Origin of the sequence: Ramlibacter algicola, from assembly GCF_016641735.1 — a bacterium.
Classification (GTDB): Bacteria; Pseudomonadota; Gammaproteobacteria; order Burkholderiales; family Burkholderiaceae_C; genus Ramlibacter; species Ramlibacter algicola.
On sequence record NZ_JAEDAO010000001.1, the window covers coordinates 2,056,292 to 2,075,821 of the forward strand.

Here is a 19,530-nt window from a genome sequence, read left to right on the forward strand (position 1 = left end):
AGGCTGCGCCAGCGGCCGCACCAGGACTCAGAGGTCCTTCGGCCGGAACACCAGGATCATGGACGTCGGCACGCGGCCGTCGACGTCGCGGGGGAACTGCTCCGTGCGGTCGATCGCGCGCAGGACGGCGTCGTCCCAGCTCTTCACGCCGCTGGGCTTGGCGAGTCGGCGGCCGACGATGGTGCCGTCGGGGGACAGCCGCACTTCGACTTCGGCGCTCGGATTGCCCGGCACGTCGTCGGTGAAGACGATGTTCGGCTTCACGCGCGCGCGCACGCGGCCGGCGTAGCTGCTGGAAGGGCCGGACGACTGCGCGGCGGTGCCGGTGGAGGAGGGCGAGCCGGTGCCGTTGGCGAGGCCCTGGATGCGCTTGAGGTTCTCCTCGCGCAGCTTGGCGAGGCGCTGCTCTTCCTGCTTCTCCTTGCGCGCCTTCGCCTGCTCGGCTTCCTTGCGGGCCTTGGCCTGCTCGGCTTCCTTCTTCGCGAGTTCCTGCTTCTTCAGCTCGTCCTGCCGCTTGCGCTCGGCGGCCTGGCGCTGGCGCTCCCGTTCGCGCTCTTCTTCCTCGCGCTGCGCCTGCAGGCGCTGCTGGCGTTCGCGCTCCGCCACGATGTCGGCTTCCGACTTCTGCGGCGGGGCCGGGGGCTGCTGCACCACCGGGGGCGGCGGGGCGGGGGGCGCGACCGGGACCTCGACGGCCTTCGGCGCGGCCTGCTGCACGGTGGGGGACCACAACTCGGCTTCCACCCCGATGCTGTCGTCGTCGCGCTTCCAGTGCAGGCCGACGCTCAGCGCCAGCACCAGCAGCACGTGCGCGACCAGCGCGATGGCCAGCGCGCGCAGCACGCCGCCTTCGGGCGGGGGCAGGAACTCCGGACGTTCGGCGAGGGCGGGCATGCGCTCCTTCGTCCTAGCGGGCGACCTGCACCGAGAGGCCCACGCGCTGCACGCCCGCGCGCTGCAGCGTGTCCATCACCTTCACCACGGCTTCGTACTTCACGCTGCGGTCGGCGCTGATCACGACGGCGACGGAGCCGGGCGCCTTGCCTTGCTGCGTGGCGAGCACCGCCTGCGCGAGCTGGGCGGAGCCGATCGGGCTGGTGCGGTCGCCGGACTTGAGCTGCATCGATTCGTCCTTGTTGATCACGACCTCGACGCGCTCGTCCGGCTGCCGGTTGCCCTTGCCCACGCTGGGCAGGTTGATCACGCTGGGCGTGATCAGCGGCGCCGTGACCATGAAGATGATCAGCAGCACCAGCATCACGTCGATGAACGGGACCATGTTGATCTCGTTGATCGTGCGGCGGCCGCGGCCGCGGGAGGCGACGGACGGCATGTCAGAACCTCGAGACCCCGGCGGCCGGGGTGGCGCCGGTGTTCGCGGCGGGGGCGCCGCCGCTGCCGGAACCGCTGCTGCTGATGTTGCGCTGGAGGATGTTGGAGAACTCCTCGATGAAGGTCTCCAGGCGGATGGCGACGCGGTCGATGTCGCGCGCGAACCGGTTGTAGGCGACCACCGCGGGGATGGCCGCGAACAGGCCGATGGCGGTGGCCACCAGCGCCTCGGCGATGCCGGGGGCCACGGTGGACAGCGTCACCTGCTGCAGGCTGCCCAGCCCGGTGAAGGCATGCATGATCCCCCACACGGTGCCGAACAGGCCCACGTAGGGCGAGACGGAACCGACGGAGGCGAGGAACGACAGGTGCGATTCGACGGCGTCCACCTCGCGCTGGTAGCTGGCGCGCATGGCGCGGCGGGCGCCGTCCATGAGGGTGCCCGCGTCGGTGATGCGGCGTTCGCGCAGCTTCTGGTATTCGCGCATGCCGCTGGCGAAGATGCGTTCCATCGGCCCCGACACCTTGGCGTTGGCCGCGGCGGCTGCGAATAGCTCGTTCAGGCTGGTGCCGGACCAGAAGTCGCGCTCGAACGATTCGTTCTTGTTCTTCACGCGCCGCAGCGCGAACAGCTTGCCGAAGATGGCGGCCCAGCTGGCGATGGACACGGCCACCAGCAGCAGCATCACGGCTTGCACCACCCAGCTGGCGCCCAGCACGAGTTGCAGGATCGACAGGTCGGTGTTCATCGCTTGAGTTGCTCCAGGATCATGGCGGGAATTCTGGCAGGTCGCAGCGTGGCGGCGTCCACCCAGCCGATGCGGATCGTGCCTTCGGCCAGCAGGGTGCCGGCGGGCTGCAGCAGCGCCTGCTGCGAGATGGTGAACGTGGCGCGGCCCGTCTCTTCGAGTTGCGCGGTCACGGAAAGTTCGTCGTCGAGACGCGCGGGCTGCAGGTAGCGCACCGAGGTCTCGGCCACCACGAACATGCCGCCGGTGCGCTCGCGCAGCTCGGACTGGTGCACGCCCAGCGATCGCAGCCACTCCGTCCGGGCGCGTTCGAAGAACTTCAGGTAGTTCGCGTAGAACACGATGCCGCCGGCATCGGTGTCTTCCCAGTACACCCGGACGGGGAACGCGAAGGGCATCAGGGCGCCATCTCCCGCAGGCGGTCGACCGCCTCGCGCAGGTGGTCCATGCTGCTCGCGGTGGAGAAGCGGATGAAGCGCGAGGTGCCGGCGTGGCCGAAGTCGCGCCCCGGCGTGACGGCGACGTGCGCGCGCTTCATCACCTCGAACGCGAAGTCCCAGCTGCCGGCGATGCCCAGCTTGTCGCACCAGGCGGAGCAATCGGCCCAGGCGTAGAACGCGCCGTCGGGGCGCACCGGCACCGTGAGGTCGATCGCGTCGAGCGCCGGGATGAAGAAGTCGCGGCGCGCCTTGAACTCGGCGCGGCGGCGCTCGTACTCCGCGATGCTGTCCGGCTCGAAGCAGGCGAGGGCGGCATGCTGCGACACCGTGCTGGCGCAGATGAACAGGTTCTGCGCCAGGCGTTCGACGACCGGCACCAGCACTTCGGGCACGACCATCCAGCCCAGGCGCCAGCCGGTCATGTTGAAGTACTTGGAGAAGCTGTTGATGCTGATGACGTCGTCGCCGAGCGCCAGCGCCGAGTGGCCGAAGCGCTCCTCGTACGACAGGCCCAGGTAGATCTCGTCGACGATCGCCAGGCCGCCGCGCGAGCGCACGACGTCGACGATGCGCCGCAGTTCGTCCGGCTCGATGGACGTCCCGGTGGGGTTGGACGGCGACGCGAGCAGCACGCCGCGCGTCTTCGGTCCCCAGTTCGCCTGCACCTTGTCCGCGGAGAGCTGGAAACGCTCGGCGGCGGTCGTGGGCACGAGCACCGCATTGCCTTCGGCGGCGCTGACGAAATGCCGGTTGCACGGGTAGCTGGGGTCCGGCATCAGGATCTCGTCGCCCGCTTCCACCAGCGCGAGGCACGCCAGCTGCAGCGCGGCCGAGGCACCGGCAGTGACGACGATGCGCCGCGCGGGCACGTCCAGGCCGAAGCGCTGGCGGTACCAGCCGCTGATGCGCTCGCGCAGCGCGTGCAGCCCGGTCGCGTCCGTGTACTGCGTGCGGCCGGCGCGCATCGCGCGTTCGGCGGCTTCCTGCACCAGCGGCGGGGCGGTGAAGTCCGGCTCGCCGATGTTGAGGAACAGCATCGGCCGGTCGGTGGCCGCGACTTCGCGCGCCAGCTGCGAGGCCGCCTTGGCGACCTCCATCACGTAGAACGGCTCGATCCGCTCGGCGCGGCGGGCGATGCGCATCAGCTGCGGGCCTTCCCGGCCGCGCGGTCGGCTTCGACTTCCGTCGCGCGCAGCTTCGGCGCCAGGCCATTGAGCACCGCGTTGACGTACTTGTGGCCGTCGGTGCCGCCGAACTCCTTGGCGAGTTCGATGCACTCGTTGATCACGACGCGCCACGGGACGTCGGCCGCGTGCTGGAACTCCCAGGCGCCGATCCACATCACCGCATGCTCGACCGGAGAGATCTCCTGCAGCTTGCGATCGAGCAGCGGGGCGACGAGCGCGTCGAGGGCGGCGGCGTCCTCGATGCAGCCGTGCAGCAGTGCGTCGTAGTGCGCCGAGTCGGCCTTGTGGAAGCCGGCCAGGCCGCGGGTGAACTGGTCCACCGAGCCGGCGTCGTTGCCGCCGACGAGGAACTGGTACAGCGCCTGCAGCGCGAATTCTCGCGCGCGGCTACGGGCCGACTTCGCGGAGGCCTTGCGCGCACCGCTGGCAGTGCGACCCGGCTGGCGGGGGAGATCGTCGGGAGCGTCGCTCATGCGATCTCGTCCAGCAGGTTGGCCATCTCGACGATGACGCGCGCGGCGTCCACACCCTTTTCGACCTGGCGGGCCACGGCCTGCTCCAGGTTCTCGGTCGTGAGGATCACGTTGGCGATGGGCAGCTGGTGGTCCAGCGACACGCGCGTGACGCCGGCGGCCGACTCGTTGGCCACCAGCTCGAAGTGGTAGGTCTCGCCGCGGATCACGCAGCCCAGGGCGACCAGGCCGTCGTAGCGGTTCTTCTCGGCCAGCGCCTGCAGCGCAACCGGCACTTCCAGCGCGCCGGGCACCAGCACATGCGTAACGTCGTCGGACTCGACACCCAGGCGCGCCAGTTCCTCCTTGCAGGCCTGCGCGAGCGCGTTGGTCACGGGTTCGTTCCAGCGGGCCTGGACGATGCCGATGCACAGCCCCTTGCCGTGCAGGCGGTCGGCCTTGCCTTTGTCTGCCCCAAACATGCGGTTCCTTGTTCTAGTGGGTGGGAGGCGCGAGGTGCCCCGTGATCTCGAGGCCGTAGCCCGCCATGCTGGGCAGCCGGCGCGGCGTCCCCATCAGCGTCATGCGGTGCACGCCGCAGGCGCGCAGGATCTGCGCGCCGATGCCGTAGGTGCGCAGGTCCATGCGGCCGCGCTCGGGTGCCTGCGCGGCGCGCGCGGTGCCTTCGAACTGCGCCTGCAGCTGGTCCGCCGACTCGCCGCAATTGAGCAGCACGACGACGCCGCGCCCCTCGGCCGCGACGTGCCGCAGGCTGGCGTCCAGGCTCCACGAGTGCATCGAGCGGTTGGTCTCCAGCGCGTCGAGCACCGATAGCGGTTCGTGCACGCGCACCGGCACGGCGTCGTCCGCCCCCCAGCTGCCGAGCACCAGCGCGAGGTGGAGCCCCTGGCTGGGGCCGTCGCGCCACGCATGTGCCGTGAACGGGCCGTAGGCGGTGCGCAGCTCGCGCGTGCCGACCTGGCGCACCAGCGACTCGTTGCGGCTGCGGTATTCGATCAGGTCGGCGATGGTGCCGATCTTCACGCCGTGCTCGGCGGCGAACAGCTGCAGGTCGGGCAGCCGCGCCATCGTGCCGTCGTCCTTCATCACCTCGCAGATCACGGCGGCGGGCGTCAGGCCCGCCATGCCGGCGAGGTCGCAGCCCGCTTCGGTGTGGCCGGCGCGCATGAGCACGCCGCCGTCCACCGCCTGCAGCGGGAAGATGTGGCCGGGCTGCACCAGGTCGTCGGCCTTCGCGTCCTTCGCCACCGCGGCCTGCACTGTGCGGGCACGGTCGGCGGCGGAGATGCCGGTGGTGACGCCTTGCGCCGCTTCGATGGAGACGGTGAAGGCCGTGCCCATCTTCGTGCCGTTGCGCGCCACCATCGGCGGCAGGCGCAGGCGTTCGCAGCGCTCGCGCGTCAGCGTCAGGCAGACCAGGCCGCGGCCGAAGCGGGCCATGAAGTTGATGGCTTCGGGCGTGACGTGGTCGGCGGCCAGGACGAGGTCGCCCTCGTTCTCGCGGTCTTCCTCGTCGACCAGGATCACCATGCGGCCGGCCTTCAGCTCGGCGACGATGTCCTCGACCGGCGAGATCGCGGCCAGGGGGCGGATGGGGGCGTTCATGCGATTTCCTTGGCGCCGGCACCCAGCATGCGTTCGACGTAGCGGGCGATCAGGTCGATTTCGAGGTTCACGCGCGAGCCCTCGCGCAGCACGCGCAGCGCGGTGTTCTCGATCGTGTGCGGGATCAGGTTGATCGACAGCTCGCAGCCGTCACCGGCGTCGCGCACGCTGTTGACCGTGAGGCTCACGCCGTTGACGGTGACCGAGCCCTTGTAGGCCAGGTACTTGGCCAGCGACGCGGGGGCGAGGATGCGGAGTTCGTGGCTTTCGCCCACCGGCGCGAACTTCGTCACCGTGCCGAGGCCGTCGACGTGGCCGGAGACGATGTGCCCGCCCAGCCGGTCGTGCGCACGCAGCGCCTTCTCGAGGTTGACGGGGCCGGGGTCGGCCAGGCCGCTGGTCTTGTCCAGCGATTCCGCGGAGACGTCCACGGTGAAGGCCTTGCGGCTGGCGTCGAGGGTGGTGACGGTCATGCAGGCGCCGTTGAGGGCGATGCTGTCGCCCAGGCCGACGTCGTCCAGGTAGCCGGCCGGTGCCTCGACGGTGATGCGCTTGCCATGCTGGCTGCTGGCGCCGAGGTCGTGGACGGCGGCGATGCGCCCCACCCCGGTGATGATTCCGGTGAACATCCCCGCATTTTCGCAGGGAACGGGCAGCCCCATCCGGGGGAACCCTTAGCCGCGGTCCGCAGGGGTCGCCCTCGCGACGATGCGCAGGTCGGGACCGATGCGCTCGATCGCCCCGAAATCCAGCGCTGGCGCGGCCTCCAGGCCCGGCAGCGGGCCGAAGGCGGCGATGCCCTGGCCCTGTCCGAGGAGCTTCGGGGCGAGGTAGACCAGCCATTCGTCGACCAGGCCCTCGCGGACCAGCGAGCCATTCAGCTTGAAGCCGGCCTCGACGTGCAGCTCATTGACTTCGCGCCTTCCGAGGTCGGCCAGCATCGCAGCCAGGTCCACCTTGCCACCCGCGTTCGGGAGGGCGATCACCTCGGCGCCCAGGGCTTCGAGTTCGGCTCGGCGTGGCGAGTCCGGCACCGCGCAGTAGATGCGGACGCGGCGCTGCGCGGCGGAGAAGAGGCGGGCGGTGGAGGGCACCTCCAGGCGGCTGTCGACCAGCACGAGATCGGGCTGGCGCGCCGCCGGGACCAGGCGCACGTCCAGGCGCGGGTCGTCCTGCAGCACGGTGCCGATGCCCGTCAGCACCGCGGTCGCGCGGGCGCGCCATGCGTGCCCGTCCCGCCGCGCCGGTTCCGACGTGATCCACTGGCTGCGGCCGTCGTCCAGCGCGGTCTTGCCGTCCAGGCTGGCGGCGATCTTGGCGCGCACCCAGGGGCGCCCACGCTGCATGCGGCTGAAGAAGCCCGGGTTCAGGACTTGCGTCTCCGCTTCGCCCGGGCCGACGTCGATCGCGACACCCGCCGCGCAAAGCCGCGCGAAGCCCTTGCCGGCCACGAGCGGATTCGGATCGGTGCAGCTGGCGACGACACGGCCGATGCCGGCAGCCGCGAGCGCGTCGCAGCAGGGGCCCGTGCGGCCGTGGTGCGAGCAGGGCTCCAGCGTCACGAACGCGGTGGCGCCGCGCACGTCGTGGCCGGCGGCTGCGGCGTCCTGCAGCGCCGCGATCTCGGCGTGCGGGCCGCCTGCGTGCTGCGTGTGGCCCTGGCCCAGCACCGCGCCATCCGCGCCGACGATCACGCAGCCGACGCGCGGATTCGGCTCGGACAGGCCGATGGCGCGCTGCGCGAGATCGAGCGCCTGGCGCATGGGCGTTGGGAGGTCCATGGGCCGATTGTCCGCGACCGGTGGACCCGCGCAGCCACTTGGCGCATCGGGCGCGCCGGTCGTCGGGCTGGGGTCCGTGGCCCGGAAATGCACGCTTATGGTTCAGCCTGCGCGAAAACCGCGTGGAGGAGGAGAGGGCATGACCAGGACCAGGACGGCGATGCGGGGCTTCACCCTGATCGAGCTGATGATCACCGTGGCGATCATCGCGATCCTCGCTTCCGTCGCGTACCCGCAGTACACGAAGCAGGTGGCCAAGGGTCGCCGCGCGGCCGCGCAGTCCTTCATGTTCAACGTCGCGAACAAGCAGGAGCAGTACATGCTCAACTCGCGCACGTACTTCGCGGCTGCCACCGGCGCTGCGTCCGAATGGACTGCCGCCGGCATCACGGTGCCCGCTGATGTGTCCACCTTCTACACGGTGACGGTCACGACCACGACCACCACCTTCACCATCACCGCCACGCCGATCGGCACGCAACTCGCCAACGACACGGCTTGCGGCACGCTGACCCTGAACAACGCGGGGGCCAAGACCAGTTCCGGTTCCGCGTCGACCTGCTGGGGCTGACCCACGATGCCGCCGACTCGCCGTCCGCCGCGTCCGCAGGGTGGCTTCACCCTGATCGAGCTGCTGGTCGTGGTCACCATTTCCGCGATCATGCTCGGCCTGGCCGTGCCGTCGTTCAAGAACTTCATGGCCAGCCAGCGGGTCAAGAGCGCCGCGTCCGAGATCGCCACGACGCTCCTGCTGTCGCGCAGCGAGGCGGTCAAGCGCAACGTCACCGTCAACATCACCCCGAGCGGCGGCAACTGGGCCAGCGGCTGGACGGCGGTGGACACCGCCGCCACGCCCACCACCCTCGCCACGCAGAACGCGTTCAACGGCGTGACGATCGCCGGCCCCGCCTCCGTCGCCTACCAGGGCAACGGCCGCATCGGCGCCTCGTCCCAGTTCACGGTGACCAGCACCGCCGTCGCGACCACGCAGCGCTGCGTGAAGGTCGACCTCACCGGCATCCCCAGCACTTCCAGCGGAGCCTGCTCATGACCCGCCGCCGCATGCGCATGTCGCGCCCGCGCCGCCGCCAGGCCGGCGCGACGCTGGTCGAGATCCTCGTGTCCCTGATGATCCTGATGGTCGGCCTGCTGGGCCTGATCGGCGTCATGGTCCAGAGCCAGCGCGCGCAACTGGAGTCGTACCAGCGCGTGCAGGCGCTCCTGCTGGCGCAGGACATGGTGGCGCGCATCGCGTCCAACCGCATGGCCTCGGACTGCTACGCGCTCGGCACGACGGAGATCGCCGCCGGCAGCTCGGTGCCGGCACCCCCGGGCACTTGTGCCACGGCCGCTGCCGCCAAGACACGCGCGACCCAGGACCTGACGGACTGGCAGAACCTGCTGGCGGGCGCCGCCGAGCAATCGGGCGGCAACAACGCGGGCTCCATCCTCGGTGCGCGTGGCTGCATCAGCAAGGACGCCACGACCGGCATCTTCCAGGTGAGCGTCGCCTGGCAAGGCATCAACGCCGTCGGTGCGCCGCCGGCGGGCATCACCTGTGGCACGGGCCAGTTCGGCGCCGACGATGCCCAGCGGCGCGCGGTGAGCGTCACCGTCCTGCCTCCCACCGCAAGCTGACCATGACCAAGCTGCAGCCATCACAAGCCCTCCGCTCGCCGGCCCGCCAGCGCGGCCTGACGCTGGTCGAATTCATGATCTCGATCGTGCTCGGCATGATCATGGTCGCGGCGCTGGCGACGCTGATCGCGGACCAGAGCAACAACCGCGCGGAGGTCGAACGCAACGGGCGGCTGATCGAGAACGGCCGCTACTCCGTGCGCATGATGGTCGACGACCTGCAGATGGCCGGCTACTGGGGCGAGTTGTCCAACACGCCCGCGTATGCCGGCGCCGCACTGCCCGATCCCTGCGAGCTGGCCGCGTCGAACATCAAGGACGCGATGGGCATCCACGTGCAGGCGTACGACTGGCCGGCAGCGAGCGCCGCGGCGGGCTACAACGCCACTGGCACGGCGCCGACGCTGTCCTGCATCGGCAACGTCAAGCCGGGCACCGACGTCATCGTGGTTCGGCATGCCGACCCCGACGCCAGCGCGCTGCAAACCGGCGGCATCACCGACATGAACAAGGTGGCCGCCGCGGCCGGCTCCGTGATGCTGCAGACCGGCATGATCGCCGCCACCCAGGGCTTCGACTACATGATGGTGGCCGCCAGCTCCACGGCGAACACCAACACCACCAACTTCACGCTGGTGAAGAAGGATCTCACGACCCGCGCCACCCTGCGCAAGACGGTCGTGCGCATCTATTACGTCAGCAGCTGCAGCGTGGAAGTCGCCGGCAGCTGCGTGGGCGCCGACAACGGCAACCCGATCCCGACGCTGAAGATGGCGGAACTCTCGACTGCCGGCGGCGCGCCGGCGTGGACCAAGGTGTCGCTGGCCGAAGGCATCGAGAACCTGCAGGTCACTTTCGGCGTGGACAGCGACAACGACGGCGCCCCCAACGGCCTGGACGTCGCCCCCGGTTCCGTCGCCCTGGCCAGCTGGCCTGACGTCATGAGCGCCAAGCTCACCCTGCTGGTCCGCAGCAACGAGGCCAGCCCGGGCTACAGCGACGCCAAGACCTATGCGATGGGGACCGTCGACTCCGCCGGCACGGACGGCACGGTCGTGGCCGCCAGCGACCGCTACAGGCGCCACGTGTTCGTGCAGTCGGTGCGCTTCGTCAACCCGAGCGGGAGGAGGACGTCGTGAGCCGCCGCATCCAGTCCGGCATGACCCTGGTCATCGCCCTCATCATGCTGATCGTGCTGACCCTGCTCGTGGTGTCGGCCATCCGCTTCGGCAACATCAGCCTCAAGATCGCGGGCAACGCGCAGACCGAGGCCGAGGCCTTTGCCGCCGCGCAGGTTGCCGTCGAGACGACTGTCGCGGCCATCGCCGCGTCGCCCAACATCGCCACGATCGGCGCCAACCCCCAACTCGCGGTGAGCACGGGCGCGGTCACGTACACCGCCTCGGTCTCCGCACCCTCGTGCGTCTACAGCAAGCCCGTCAGCACCGACACGCTGGACCCGGGCAAGGCCGCCGACCAGGTGTGCTTCGAGGGCCAGGACCAGGACAAGCTGGTGACGTCGGGCGGCACCCTCACGGTGACGCCGAGCGCGTGCAAGGACCAGCAATGGGAAGTGACGGCTGGGGTGAACGATCCGAATTCCGGCGCCAGCGTGGCGATCCTGCAGGGCGCCGCCGTGCGCGTGGGCGCGCAGGTGAACTGCCCGTGAGGACGACCATGCACCTGCCGCAGAGGGGACTGATCATGAAAAGAATGCAATGGGTGCTGGCGCTGATGGCGCTGCTGCTGGCCGGCTATTCGGCGTCGCTGCGCGCCGAGGACACCGACATCTACGTCGACAACAGCGGCACCTCGGGCACCCCGAACGTGCTGTTCATCCTCGACAACGGCGCCAACTTCGACGCCACGGCGAGCGGCCCCGGCTGCTCGGCCTATTCGGGCACCAGCACCCCGCCGTCGCTGGGCTCGCAGAAGTCCGCCGGCATGCTGCAATGCGCGCTGGTGGATGCGATCAATTCGCTGCCCGACGGCTCCGTGAACATCGGCCTGATGGTGAGCAACGGGAACGGCTACGCGACCTCGTCCCCGGCCGCGACCACCAACGCGTACCACGAGCTGTGCGCCGCAAGCGGCGGTGGCGGTTGCCTGCTGCGCAAGCTGACGCCGATGACCACCGCGACGAACCCGACGTACGGCAAGTCGAACAAGCAGAGCATGATCGACTTCATCAAGTCGTGGAATGCCACGGGCAACAACAACGGCCCGAACGACTTCAGCGTCAAGGTGAACACCGCGTCGCAGTCCGCCGACGCGGTGATGCAGGAGGCCTGGGCCTATTTCAACGGCAAGACCGGCCTGTCGGGCACGACCTACTCGCCGTCCCAGCTGACCGGCTGCCAGCGCAACTTCATCATCTACATCGCCAACACCGACAAGAGCCCCAGCAACGGCAATCCCTCGCCGGGCCCGGACGGCGCGTCGAACAACTGGTCGATGGCGGACACCCGCGTGAACGCCAGCGACTCGCAGAAGGGCAAGATCACCACGGCCGCGGCGTTCAATCCGGCTATGTGCGGCATCACCAGCGTGGTGGCCACCAGCTCGAGCGGTGATTGGTCGACGAACTGGGCCGACGAGTGGGCGCGCCTCATGTTCCAGCAGGACGCCGGCACAAACTCTCCCACAGGGCAGAGCAACGGTCTCCAGAACATCATCACGTATACGATCGGCATGCAGGGCACCTGCGGCGCCAACTACAAGGCCGATTACCCGGCCCTGCTGTCCAGCATGGCCACGTATGGTGGCGGCAAGTTCTTCCCGACCAGCGACGCGTCCGGGCTGACCGAGGCGCTGCTGAAGATCCTCAACGAGGTGCAGGCGGTCAACAGCGTGTTCTCGTCGGCGTCGCTGCCGGTGTCGGTGAACGCGCAGGGCACCTACCTGAACCAGATCTTCCTGGGGATGTTCCGCCCGGATGCCGAGGGCAACCCGCGGTGGATGGGCAACCTGAAGCAGTACAAGCTGGTCACCGGCACCAACGGCGCGCTGGTGATGGGCGACGCGAGGGGGCAGGCGGCGATCAGTTCCGCGGGCACCGGCTTCCTGTCGCCCAGCGCGGAGAGCTACTGGACTTACAAGGACACCACCACGGCGCCGGACGACACGGCCACCGGCGGCTTCTTCGTCAATGACCTCAAGGGGGCGACGCCCACCGCGTTCGACCTGCCCGACGGCGAGGTCGTGGAGAAGGGCGGCGTCGCGCAGCAGTTGCGCAAGGAGAACCTGAGGGCCACGTTCGCCGGCGCGATGGCCGCCACCACGAACCCGCGGCGCCTGTACACCTACTGCCCGGCCGGCGGCACGTGCGACCCCAACCTCACGAACGGCGGCAACGAGTTCTCCACCGCCAACAGTGCCATCGCCGCCAATGCCTTCGGCGCGGACAACTCGGTGCGGATCAATTCGATCGTGCGCACCGGCACGACCGCGCTGGTGACGACGCAGGGCAACCACGGCTTCACGGCGGGCTCCGTGGTGACGATCCGCAACGTCAACCAGGCGGCGTACAACGTCACGCGGACGCTCACGGCGGCGAACATCAACAGCTCGAACAGCTTCACCATCACGGGGCTCCCGGACACGCCCAAAACGCCGGCGGTCGGCACCTACGTGCTGAGCAAGCCCGGCGTGGCGAGCTTCGGCCTCGCCTCGATCACGCGGCCGGCCTGCAGCACGTCCGGATGCGCGACGTCGACGGAGCTGGCAACGGTGGTGACCTCGATACCGCACAGCTTCGCCAACGGCGACTCCGTGCAGTTCAGCAGCACGATCGCAGGCTATTCGTCGCCCGTGGTGATCGGCAACGTGGCCAACGGAACCAACACCGGTTCGTTCACGATCTCGCTGACGCTGTCTCCGCCGGCGGGCGCCGGCGCTACCGGCACGCTCGCCTACCCGAGCAGCACGGCCACCGCCATCTCGGGCAACATGTCCGGGTCCGGCACCACGGTCACCGCGACCACGGCAGGGCACACCTTCCATGACCAGCAGTCGGTGACGATCACCGGCAGCAAGGGCGTGGACGGCACGTACCGGATCACCCGGATCAACTCGACCCAGTTCAGCTTCACCGCCAGCTTCAACAACAGCAACGACCTGAAGCCCGCCACCAACGGCGGCACCACCTACGCATCCGTGGCGACGACCCCGCAGACGGTGAACCTGCAGCGGATGAACAATGCGGCATCGGCGACGATCCAGGCGTCGAACCTGCCAGCGAACTACTTCACCAGCGGCGACGTGCTGAACGTCACGTCGGCGTCGGCGGGATTCGTGCCCACCAGCGGCAGCGCCACGATCTCGTGCAACGGCAGCTGCACGACGGCGACCTACACCGTGTCCCTGCCGCCCGCGGCGGCCATCATCCCGGACGGCACCACGGTCAGCGTCGGCGGAGCGTCGATCACGGCGTCCTCCGTGTCCCGTAGCGCCACGGGGACGGTGACGGTGGTCGTGCCCTCCAATTCCCTGGTGACGGGGGACACGGTCACCATCGCGCCGCTGAACGGCACCGGCTACACCGACGAATCGGAATACGCCGGGTCCTACGCGGTCACCTGCACTGTGAACCCGGGCTGCACCACGCTGACCTACGGGCCGATCCCGCTGAACCCGACCACCCCGGCCACCGGCGCCAACATGCAGGCGTACAGCGCCACGTCCTCGCCCGACCGCGACACCGTGATCAAGTGGGTGCGCGGCCTGGACAACCAGGGCGACGAGAAGGGCCCGGGCAACGGCATCAAGGTGCGCGAATCCATCCACGGCGACGTGCTGCATTCGCGCCCGCTCGTGATCAACTACGGCGACAGCCGCGGCATCGTGGCGTTCTACGGCGCCAACGACGGCGTGTTCCGCGCCATCAACGGGAACCAGGCCGGCAGGATCGGTTCGGTGGACCCCGGCGGCGAGCTGTGGGGCCTGGTGCTGCCGGAGCACTACCCGTACCTGAACCGCCTGCGCACGAACTCGCCGGAACTGCAGTTCCCGTCCACGGTCCTCAAGACGGCGCTGCCCAAGAACTACTTCGTGGACGGCCCGACCGGCGTTTACCAGAAGCTGACCGCGACCGGTTCGATCGAAACCGCCTACATCTACCTCACCATGCGCCGGGGCGGTCGCTTCCTGTACGCGCTCGACATCACGCAGCCGCAGTCGCCCCAGGTCCTGTGGCGCATCGACACCAACAGCACGGGCTTCGAGGAACTGGGCCAGACCTGGTCGCGCCCGCGCCTGACGCTCCTGCAGAACTACGCCAACCCGGTGCTCGTGTTCGGCGGCGGTTATGACCCCGCGCACGACACCGAGCCCGCGGGCACCGCCGCCATGGGCCGCGCCATCTACATCGTGGACGCGGTGTCCGGAGCGCTCGTGTGGCGCGCCCAGCCGAGCTGCGGCGCAAGCGGCACCTGCCGGGCAGTGCCGGGCATGACCCAGCCGATCCCATCGGACATCGCCTTCGTGGACCGCGACAACAACGGCAAGGTCGACAAGCTGTACGTCGGCGACCTGGGCGGCAACGTCTGGCGCGTCGACGTCAACACGGCGGATACGGCCACGTGGGCCGTGAGCAAGGTCGCCTCCCTGGGCTGCGACGACGGCGTCGCCGCGGCCTCCCTCTGCAGCGACGGCAAGCCGGTGCGCAAGTTCTTCTTCCCGCCGTCGGTGCTGTCCATCAAGGCAGCGGGCGCCACGGGGTCCTACGACGCGCTGTCGCTCGCCTCCGGCGACCGGGAGCACCCGCTGAAGAACACGGCCGCCGGCTCGTCCTACAACACGGTCGACCGCTTCTTCCTCGTGAGGGACACGGGGACGGCCCTCGGTTCTCCGATGGCGTCGCCCCTGAAGCTCTCGGACCTGTTCAACGCCACCAGCACCACCTGGGACGGCACCCGCAGCGGCGTGTACATCACGCTGGCGACCGGCGAGAAGGCGGTCAACGCACCGCTGGCCGTCAACGGCACGGTGTTCTTTGCGACCAACAAGCCCGTGGACACCACTGCCACCTGCGCGGCCAACCTGGGCGAGGCGCGCGCCTACGGCGTCAATCCCTTCGACGGCACGTTCGTGAGCAACGTCCTGCAAGGCGGCGGCATGCCCCCGAGCGCGGTGGCGGGCATCGTCCAGATGACCAAGGACAACGGCAACGGCGGTACGACCACGTACAACGAGAAGTTCTGCATCGGCTGCGGCATCTCGGGCAGCCAGCTGGGCGGCACCAACAACAACCCCTGCAACTCGGCGCTCGAGAACTGCAACGTGGGCAAGGTCATCCCGAAGAACCTGCGCCGCACCTACTGGTACAAGAAGTAGTCGCGCACGGCATCGATGCGAAGGGCGCCTGAGGGCGCCCTTCGTCTTTCTCCACCGGCCGGATGGCGCCGGTGCGGCGCGCCTCCTGCAGCTGGTGGTGGGAGCGGCGGGGAGCGCTGCCTACCCTGCGCGGATGCACTTCCATCCCGTACCGGCCGCGCAGCGCGGCTTCTCCCTCGTCGAACTGCTCGCGGTGCTCGCCGTCGCCGCCGTGCTGCTGGGCGTGGGCCTGCCGTCGCTGCGATCGCTCGTCGGCTCGATGGCGGCCAGCGCGGCCAGCAACGACCTGCTCGCCGACCTGCTGTTCGCGCGCAGCGAGGCGCTCAAGCGCAAGGCGCGCGTCACGCTGTGCAAGTCGGCCGACGGCGCGACGTGCACGACGGCCGGCCGCTGGGACCAGGGCTGGATCGTCTTCGTCGACAGCAACGGCAACGGCACCCGCGCGGCCGGCGAACTGCTGCTGCAGCGGCAGCAGGCGCTCGGTGGCGACCTGCACGCCTTGGGCAACGGGACACTCGCGCGCTACGTCGCGTACGCGCCCGACGGGTCGACACGGCAGGTCGGCGGTGCCTTCCAGGCGGGCACGCTCACGGTGTGCCGCCCGTCCGCGGAGCCGGTGACGGGCCGGCTGATCGTGATCAACGCGAACGGCCGCCCGCGCGTGCAGAAGTCGGTGCTGGACGGCTGCCCGTGAGGGTCAGCGGCGCACTTCGTCGACGAGCGTCTTGAACTCGTCGATGTCCTCGAAGCTGCGGTAGACGCTGGCGAAGCGCACGTACGCCACCTTGTCCAGCTTCTTCAGTTCGCGCATCACCAGCTCGCCGATGCGCGCGCTGGGGATCTCGCGCACGCCCAGGTTGAGCAGCTTTTCCTCGATGCGCTCGACGGCCGCGTCGATCTGCTCGGTGCTCACGGGCCGCTTGCGCAGAGCCAGGTTCATCGACGCCAGCAGCTTGGCGCGCTCGTACTCGATGCGGCGGCCGTCCTTCTTCACCACCGCCGGGAACGTGACGTCCGGCCGCTCGTAGGTCGTGAAGCGTTTTTCGCAGTCGATGCACTGGCGCCGGCGGCGGATGAAGTCCCCGTCCTCGGACACGCGCGTCTCCACCACCTGGGTGTCGGCGTTGCCGCAGAAGGGGCACTTCATCGCGCGACCTTCACTTGTAGACCGGGAACCGGCGGGTGAGGGCGTTGACCTTCTCCCGCACGGCGGCGATGTTGGCCGGGTCGCGCGGGTTGTCCAGAACGTCGGCGATCAGGTGCGCCGTCTGCCGCGCCTCGTCTTCCTTGAAGCCGCGCGTGGTCATCGCAGGCGTGCCGATGCGCACGCCGCTGGTGACCATCGGCTTCTCGGGATCGTTGGGGATCGCGTTCTTGTTGATGGTCATGTGCGCCTGGCCCAGCACCGCCTCGGCTTCCTTGCCGGTGATGCCCTTGGCGCGCAGGTCGACCAGCATGACGTGGCTCTCGGTGCGGCCGCTGACGATGCGCAGGCCGCGCTCGACCAGCGTGCGCGCCACGACGTCCGCGTTGCGCACCACCTGCTCCTGGTACGCCTTGAACTCGGGCGTCAGCGCTTCCTGGAAGGCGACGGCCTTGGCCGCGATGACGTGCATCAGCGGCCCCCCTTGCAGGCCGGGGAAGATGGCGCTGTTGATCGCCTTCTCGTGCTCGGCCTTCATCAGGATGATGCCGCCGCGCGGGCCGCGCAGGCTCTTGTGGGTGGTGGACGTCACGACGTCGGCATGCGGCACCGGGTTGGGGTAGGCGCCCGCGGCCACCAGGCCGGCGTAGTGCGCCATGTCCACCATGAAGATCGCGCCGATCTCCCTGGCCACGCGCGCGAAGCGCTCGAAATCGATGCGCAGCGAGTACGCCGACGCGCCCGCGATGATCAGCTTGGGCTTGTGCTCGCGCGCCTTGCGCTCCATCGCGTCGTAGTCGATGGCTTCGTCCTTGTCGAGGCCGTACGAGACGACGTTGAACCACTTGCCCGACATGTTCAGCGCCATGCCGTGGGTGAGGTGGCCGCCTTCGGCCAGGCTCATGCCCATGATGGTGTCGCCCGGCTTGAGGAAGGCCAGGAACACGGCCTCGTTGGCCTGCGCGCCGGAGTGCGGCTGCACGTTGGCGGCGTCGGCGCCGAACAGCTGCTTGACGCGGTCGATCGCCAGTTGCTCGGCGACGTCGACGTTCTCGCAGCCGCCGTAGTAGCGCTTGCCGGGATAGCCCTCGGCGTACTTGTTGGTCAGCTGGGTGCCCTGCGCCGCCATGACGGCGGGCGAGGCGTAGTTCTCGCTGGCGATCAGCTCGATGTGCTCTTCCTGGCGGCGGTTTTCCGCCGTGATGGCGGCCCAGAGCTCGGGATCGGTCTGTTCGATGAGGATGTTGCGGTGGAACATGCGCGGCAGTCCTGGAGGTGTTGCCCCCCGTGTCGAACGAGGGCTGCCCAGGCGAACGGCGGGACGCCGGCCGGGCCGGCGGCACGCTCCCCCGTGGGTCTCCACGTCCGCGCGGCCCGCCCGAGGGGCGCCGCGCGTATCGCCAGTCGCGTACGGGAGGGAGTTTAGCGCTTCAGGACGAGGTCCAAGCCGCGACGCGGTCCGGGTCGTCGCGGCGCTCGGCCGATTCCGACGGGGCGGGGACCGGCGCGACGGTACGGATCACCGCCGGCGGCGCGGTCGGCACCGAGCGGCCGGCAGCCACCTGTTGCAGCCGGGCGTGCTCGGCCAGCACCTTGTCCGCGTAGCCGCCGTCGTCCGGCAGCTGGGCGGCGCCCACATAGTATTTGAGGCCCCCCTGCAGCGAGCCGGCGCGCTGGATGCATTCCTGCAGCACCTTGACGCCCACGCGCAGGTTGGTGACCGGGTCGAAGGCCGCCAGCTTGCCCCCGAAGTTCTCGTACTTGTCGCTGTGCACGCCGGTCATGACCTGCATCAGGCCCTGGGCGCCGACCGGGCTCTGAGCGAACGGGTTGAACCCGGACTCGATGGCCACCACGGCCAGGATCAGGGTCGGGTCCAGCTTGGTGCGCCGGCTGATGTCATAAGCCTCGGCCACGAGCGCGCCGACCGGCTCCGGGGCCACGCGGTACTTCCGGCTCAGCCAATAGGCAAGCGCGGCCTGCTGCTTGGGCAGGTCCTTCAGGTTCGCGGCCGTGGCACGGTCGACCGCCTCGGGCGCCGGCACCATGCCGAGCGCGGCCACCTGGCGGGCACGCAGCCAGGTCATCAATTCGGTCTCGCCAGCCTGGCGGAGGTCCGGCCGGGTGGCCAGCGTGGCCAGCGCCAGGATGACGGCCACCCCGACGAGGGCCAGGCCGCTATGGCAGATCTCGAAGAAGCCGGAGGCCACGTCGGACCCGAAGGTCCGCAGCGCCCGGGCTGCTTGCTGTCCTGCTGTCATCGCACTGCTCCTTTCTCTGCGCGCGGGCCGGTCCGCCTGGGAGGCTCCGGAGAGGAGCGCCTTGCGGTCGACGGCCCACGTGGGATTGGTCGCCTTCGAAACACCGCGGCGCGGGGCCGGCGGAAGCTTTCGAGGTTGTGCCGGGATCGGCAGCGGTTTCTAGGATCACCCGAGCCCTCTGGCTCAGGATTGGGCGGATTCTAGGAGCCGTCCAAATAACGAGTCAAGAATATCAATTAACTTCTTTATACGCGCGGTTACCAGTCGATGGGCGTTTTTCCCATGTCCAGGTCGGCCTGGCGTGTCGGAATCCGCCGCAAAGCAGTGTCGGCCCACGGCTGGGCCACCCGCCATGGCAACGCCGCAGCCCATTGAAAACTTGCATTTGCTTGCCCGAAGCGCCCGCCCCAAGATGGCGGCACCCGAGCGATCGGGCCCCGAACCGGACGCGGTGTTCGCGCCGCCCCGGTCCATCCTGGGAGCAATCGTTGCTCCCGGTGCCGCCAGGACGATCAAGCTCCTGCGGCACACCCCAGACGGCAGGCTTCGCGCCACCGTCCGCCCGGCAGATTGGCTGCAGGCCGCTG

20 protein-coding genes are annotated in these 19,530 nt (G+C 69.5%); 7 read left to right on the forward strand and 13 right to left on the reverse strand.

Going from position 1 to position 19,530, the window contains the following annotated elements; translation table 11 throughout:
* Positions 1–27: 27 nt before the first annotated feature.
* Genes tolA through ribD form a run of 10 tightly spaced genes read right to left on the reverse strand, consistent with a single transcriptional unit; the run spans position 28 to position 7,567 of the window.
* Positions 28–894, reverse strand: a complete 867-nt coding sequence (gene tolA / locus I8E28_RS10035; RefSeq protein WP_200787854.1) for a cell envelope integrity protein TolA — start codon at positions 892–894, stop codon at positions 28–30.
* Between the two features lie 13 nt (positions 895–907).
* Positions 908–1,333, reverse strand: a complete 426-nt coding sequence (locus tag I8E28_RS10040; protein WP_200787856.1) for an ExbD/TolR family protein — start codon at positions 1,331–1,333, stop codon at positions 908–910.
* Between the two features lies 1 nt (position 1,334).
* Positions 1,335–2,081 (reverse strand): protein TolQ, encoded by a 747-nt coding sequence (gene tolQ / locus I8E28_RS10045; protein WP_200787857.1) that lies wholly within the window; start codon positions 2,079–2,081, stop codon positions 1,335–1,337.
* Positions 2,078–2,479, reverse strand: coding sequence for a tol-pal system-associated acyl-CoA thioesterase (gene ybgC, locus I8E28_RS10050; protein WP_200787858.1), 402 nt, complete (start codon positions 2,477–2,479; stop codon positions 2,078–2,080). Before ybgC ends, tolQ begins: the two co-directional genes overlap by 4 nt.
* The gene (locus I8E28_RS10055; protein ID WP_200787860.1) at positions 2,479–3,663 is read right to left on the reverse strand and encodes a pyridoxal phosphate-dependent aminotransferase; all 1,185 of its coding nucleotides are present in this window, start codon (positions 3,661–3,663) and stop codon (positions 2,479–2,481) included. The genes ybgC and I8E28_RS10055 overlap by 1 nt, the downstream gene beginning before the upstream one ends.
* Entirely contained in the window at positions 3,663–4,181 is a 519-nt protein-coding gene (gene nusB, locus I8E28_RS10060) for a transcription antitermination factor NusB (RefSeq protein ID WP_200787862.1), read from the reverse strand. Before nusB ends, I8E28_RS10055 begins: the two co-directional genes overlap by 1 nt.
* Positions 4,178–4,642, reverse strand: a complete 465-nt coding sequence (gene ribH, locus I8E28_RS10065; protein WP_200787864.1) for a 6,7-dimethyl-8-ribityllumazine synthase — start codon at positions 4,640–4,642, stop codon at positions 4,178–4,180. The genes nusB and ribH overlap by 4 nt, the downstream gene beginning before the upstream one ends.
* A 13-nt stretch (positions 4,643–4,655) precedes the next feature.
* Entirely contained in the window at positions 4,656–5,786 is a 1,131-nt protein-coding gene (gene ribBA, locus I8E28_RS10070; RefSeq protein WP_200787866.1) for a bifunctional 3,4-dihydroxy-2-butanone-4-phosphate synthase/GTP cyclohydrolase II, read from the reverse strand.
* A complete protein-coding gene (locus I8E28_RS10075) occupies positions 5,783–6,415 on the reverse strand; it encodes a riboflavin synthase (protein ID WP_200787868.1) in 633 nt (210 codons plus the stop codon). The genes ribBA and I8E28_RS10075 overlap by 4 nt, the downstream gene beginning before the upstream one ends.
* A gap of 45 nt (positions 6,416–6,460) precedes the next feature.
* Positions 6,461–7,567: a bifunctional diaminohydroxyphosphoribosylaminopyrimidine deaminase/5-amino-6-(5-phosphoribosylamino)uracil reductase RibD gene (gene ribD, locus I8E28_RS10080; RefSeq protein WP_200787870.1), complete on the reverse strand. Its 1,107-nt coding sequence runs from the start codon at positions 7,565–7,567 to the stop codon at positions 6,461–6,463.
* Between the two features lie 139 nt (positions 7,568–7,706).
* Between ribD and I8E28_RS10085 the strand changes: the two genes are divergently transcribed.
* The 7 genes from I8E28_RS10085 to I8E28_RS10115 all read left to right on the forward strand — a co-directional run bounded on the left by I8E28_RS10085 (position 7,707) and on the right by I8E28_RS10115 (position 16,232).
* On the forward strand, positions 7,707–8,138 hold the full coding sequence (locus I8E28_RS10085; RefSeq protein WP_200787872.1) for a type IV pilin protein: 432 nt from the start codon (positions 7,707–7,709) through the stop codon (positions 8,136–8,138).
* 6 nt (positions 8,139–8,144) lie between these two features.
* Positions 8,145–8,618: a GspH/FimT family pseudopilin gene (locus I8E28_RS10090; RefSeq protein WP_200787873.1), complete on the forward strand. Its 474-nt coding sequence runs from the start codon at positions 8,145–8,147 to the stop codon at positions 8,616–8,618.
* A complete protein-coding gene (gene pilV, locus I8E28_RS10095; protein WP_200787875.1) occupies positions 8,615–9,205 on the forward strand; it encodes a type IV pilus modification protein PilV in 591 nt (196 codons plus the stop codon). Before I8E28_RS10090 ends, pilV begins: the two co-directional genes overlap by 4 nt.
* A gap of 2 nt (positions 9,206–9,207) precedes the next feature.
* Complete coding sequence (locus I8E28_RS10100) at positions 9,208–10,344, forward strand: PilW family protein (protein ID WP_200787876.1); 1,137 nt, start codon at positions 9,208–9,210, stop codon at positions 10,342–10,344.
* A complete protein-coding gene (locus tag I8E28_RS10105) occupies positions 10,341–10,874 on the forward strand; it encodes a PilX N-terminal domain-containing pilus assembly protein (protein WP_200787877.1) in 534 nt (177 codons plus the stop codon). Before I8E28_RS10100 ends, I8E28_RS10105 begins: the two co-directional genes overlap by 4 nt.
* A 35-nt stretch (positions 10,875–10,909) precedes the next feature.
* Positions 10,910–15,538 (forward strand): PilC/PilY family type IV pilus protein, encoded by a 4,629-nt coding sequence (locus tag I8E28_RS10110; RefSeq protein WP_200787878.1) that lies wholly within the window; start codon positions 10,910–10,912, stop codon positions 15,536–15,538.
* Between the two features lie 133 nt (positions 15,539–15,671).
* Entirely contained in the window at positions 15,672–16,232 is a 561-nt protein-coding gene (locus tag I8E28_RS10115) for a GspH/FimT family protein (RefSeq protein ID WP_200787879.1), read from the forward strand.
* A 3-nt stretch (positions 16,233–16,235) separates the two neighbouring features.
* On the opposite strand, the gene nrdR is transcribed toward I8E28_RS10115, so the two are convergent.
* The 3 genes from nrdR to I8E28_RS10130 form a co-directional block, all read right to left on the reverse strand.
* On the reverse strand, positions 16,236–16,685 hold the full coding sequence (gene nrdR / locus I8E28_RS10120) for a transcriptional regulator NrdR (RefSeq protein WP_200787880.1): 450 nt from the start codon (positions 16,683–16,685) through the stop codon (positions 16,236–16,238).
* 10 nt (positions 16,686–16,695) lie between these two features.
* Positions 16,696–17,940 (reverse strand): serine hydroxymethyltransferase, encoded by a 1,245-nt coding sequence (glyA, locus tag I8E28_RS10125; RefSeq protein ID WP_200787881.1) that lies wholly within the window; start codon positions 17,938–17,940, stop codon positions 16,696–16,698.
* Positions 17,941–18,112: 172 nt separating this feature from the next.
* Positions 18,113–18,943 (reverse strand): lytic transglycosylase domain-containing protein, encoded by an 831-nt coding sequence (locus I8E28_RS10130; RefSeq protein WP_200787882.1) that lies wholly within the window; start codon positions 18,941–18,943, stop codon positions 18,113–18,115.
* Positions 18,944–19,530 lie beyond the last annotated feature (587 nt).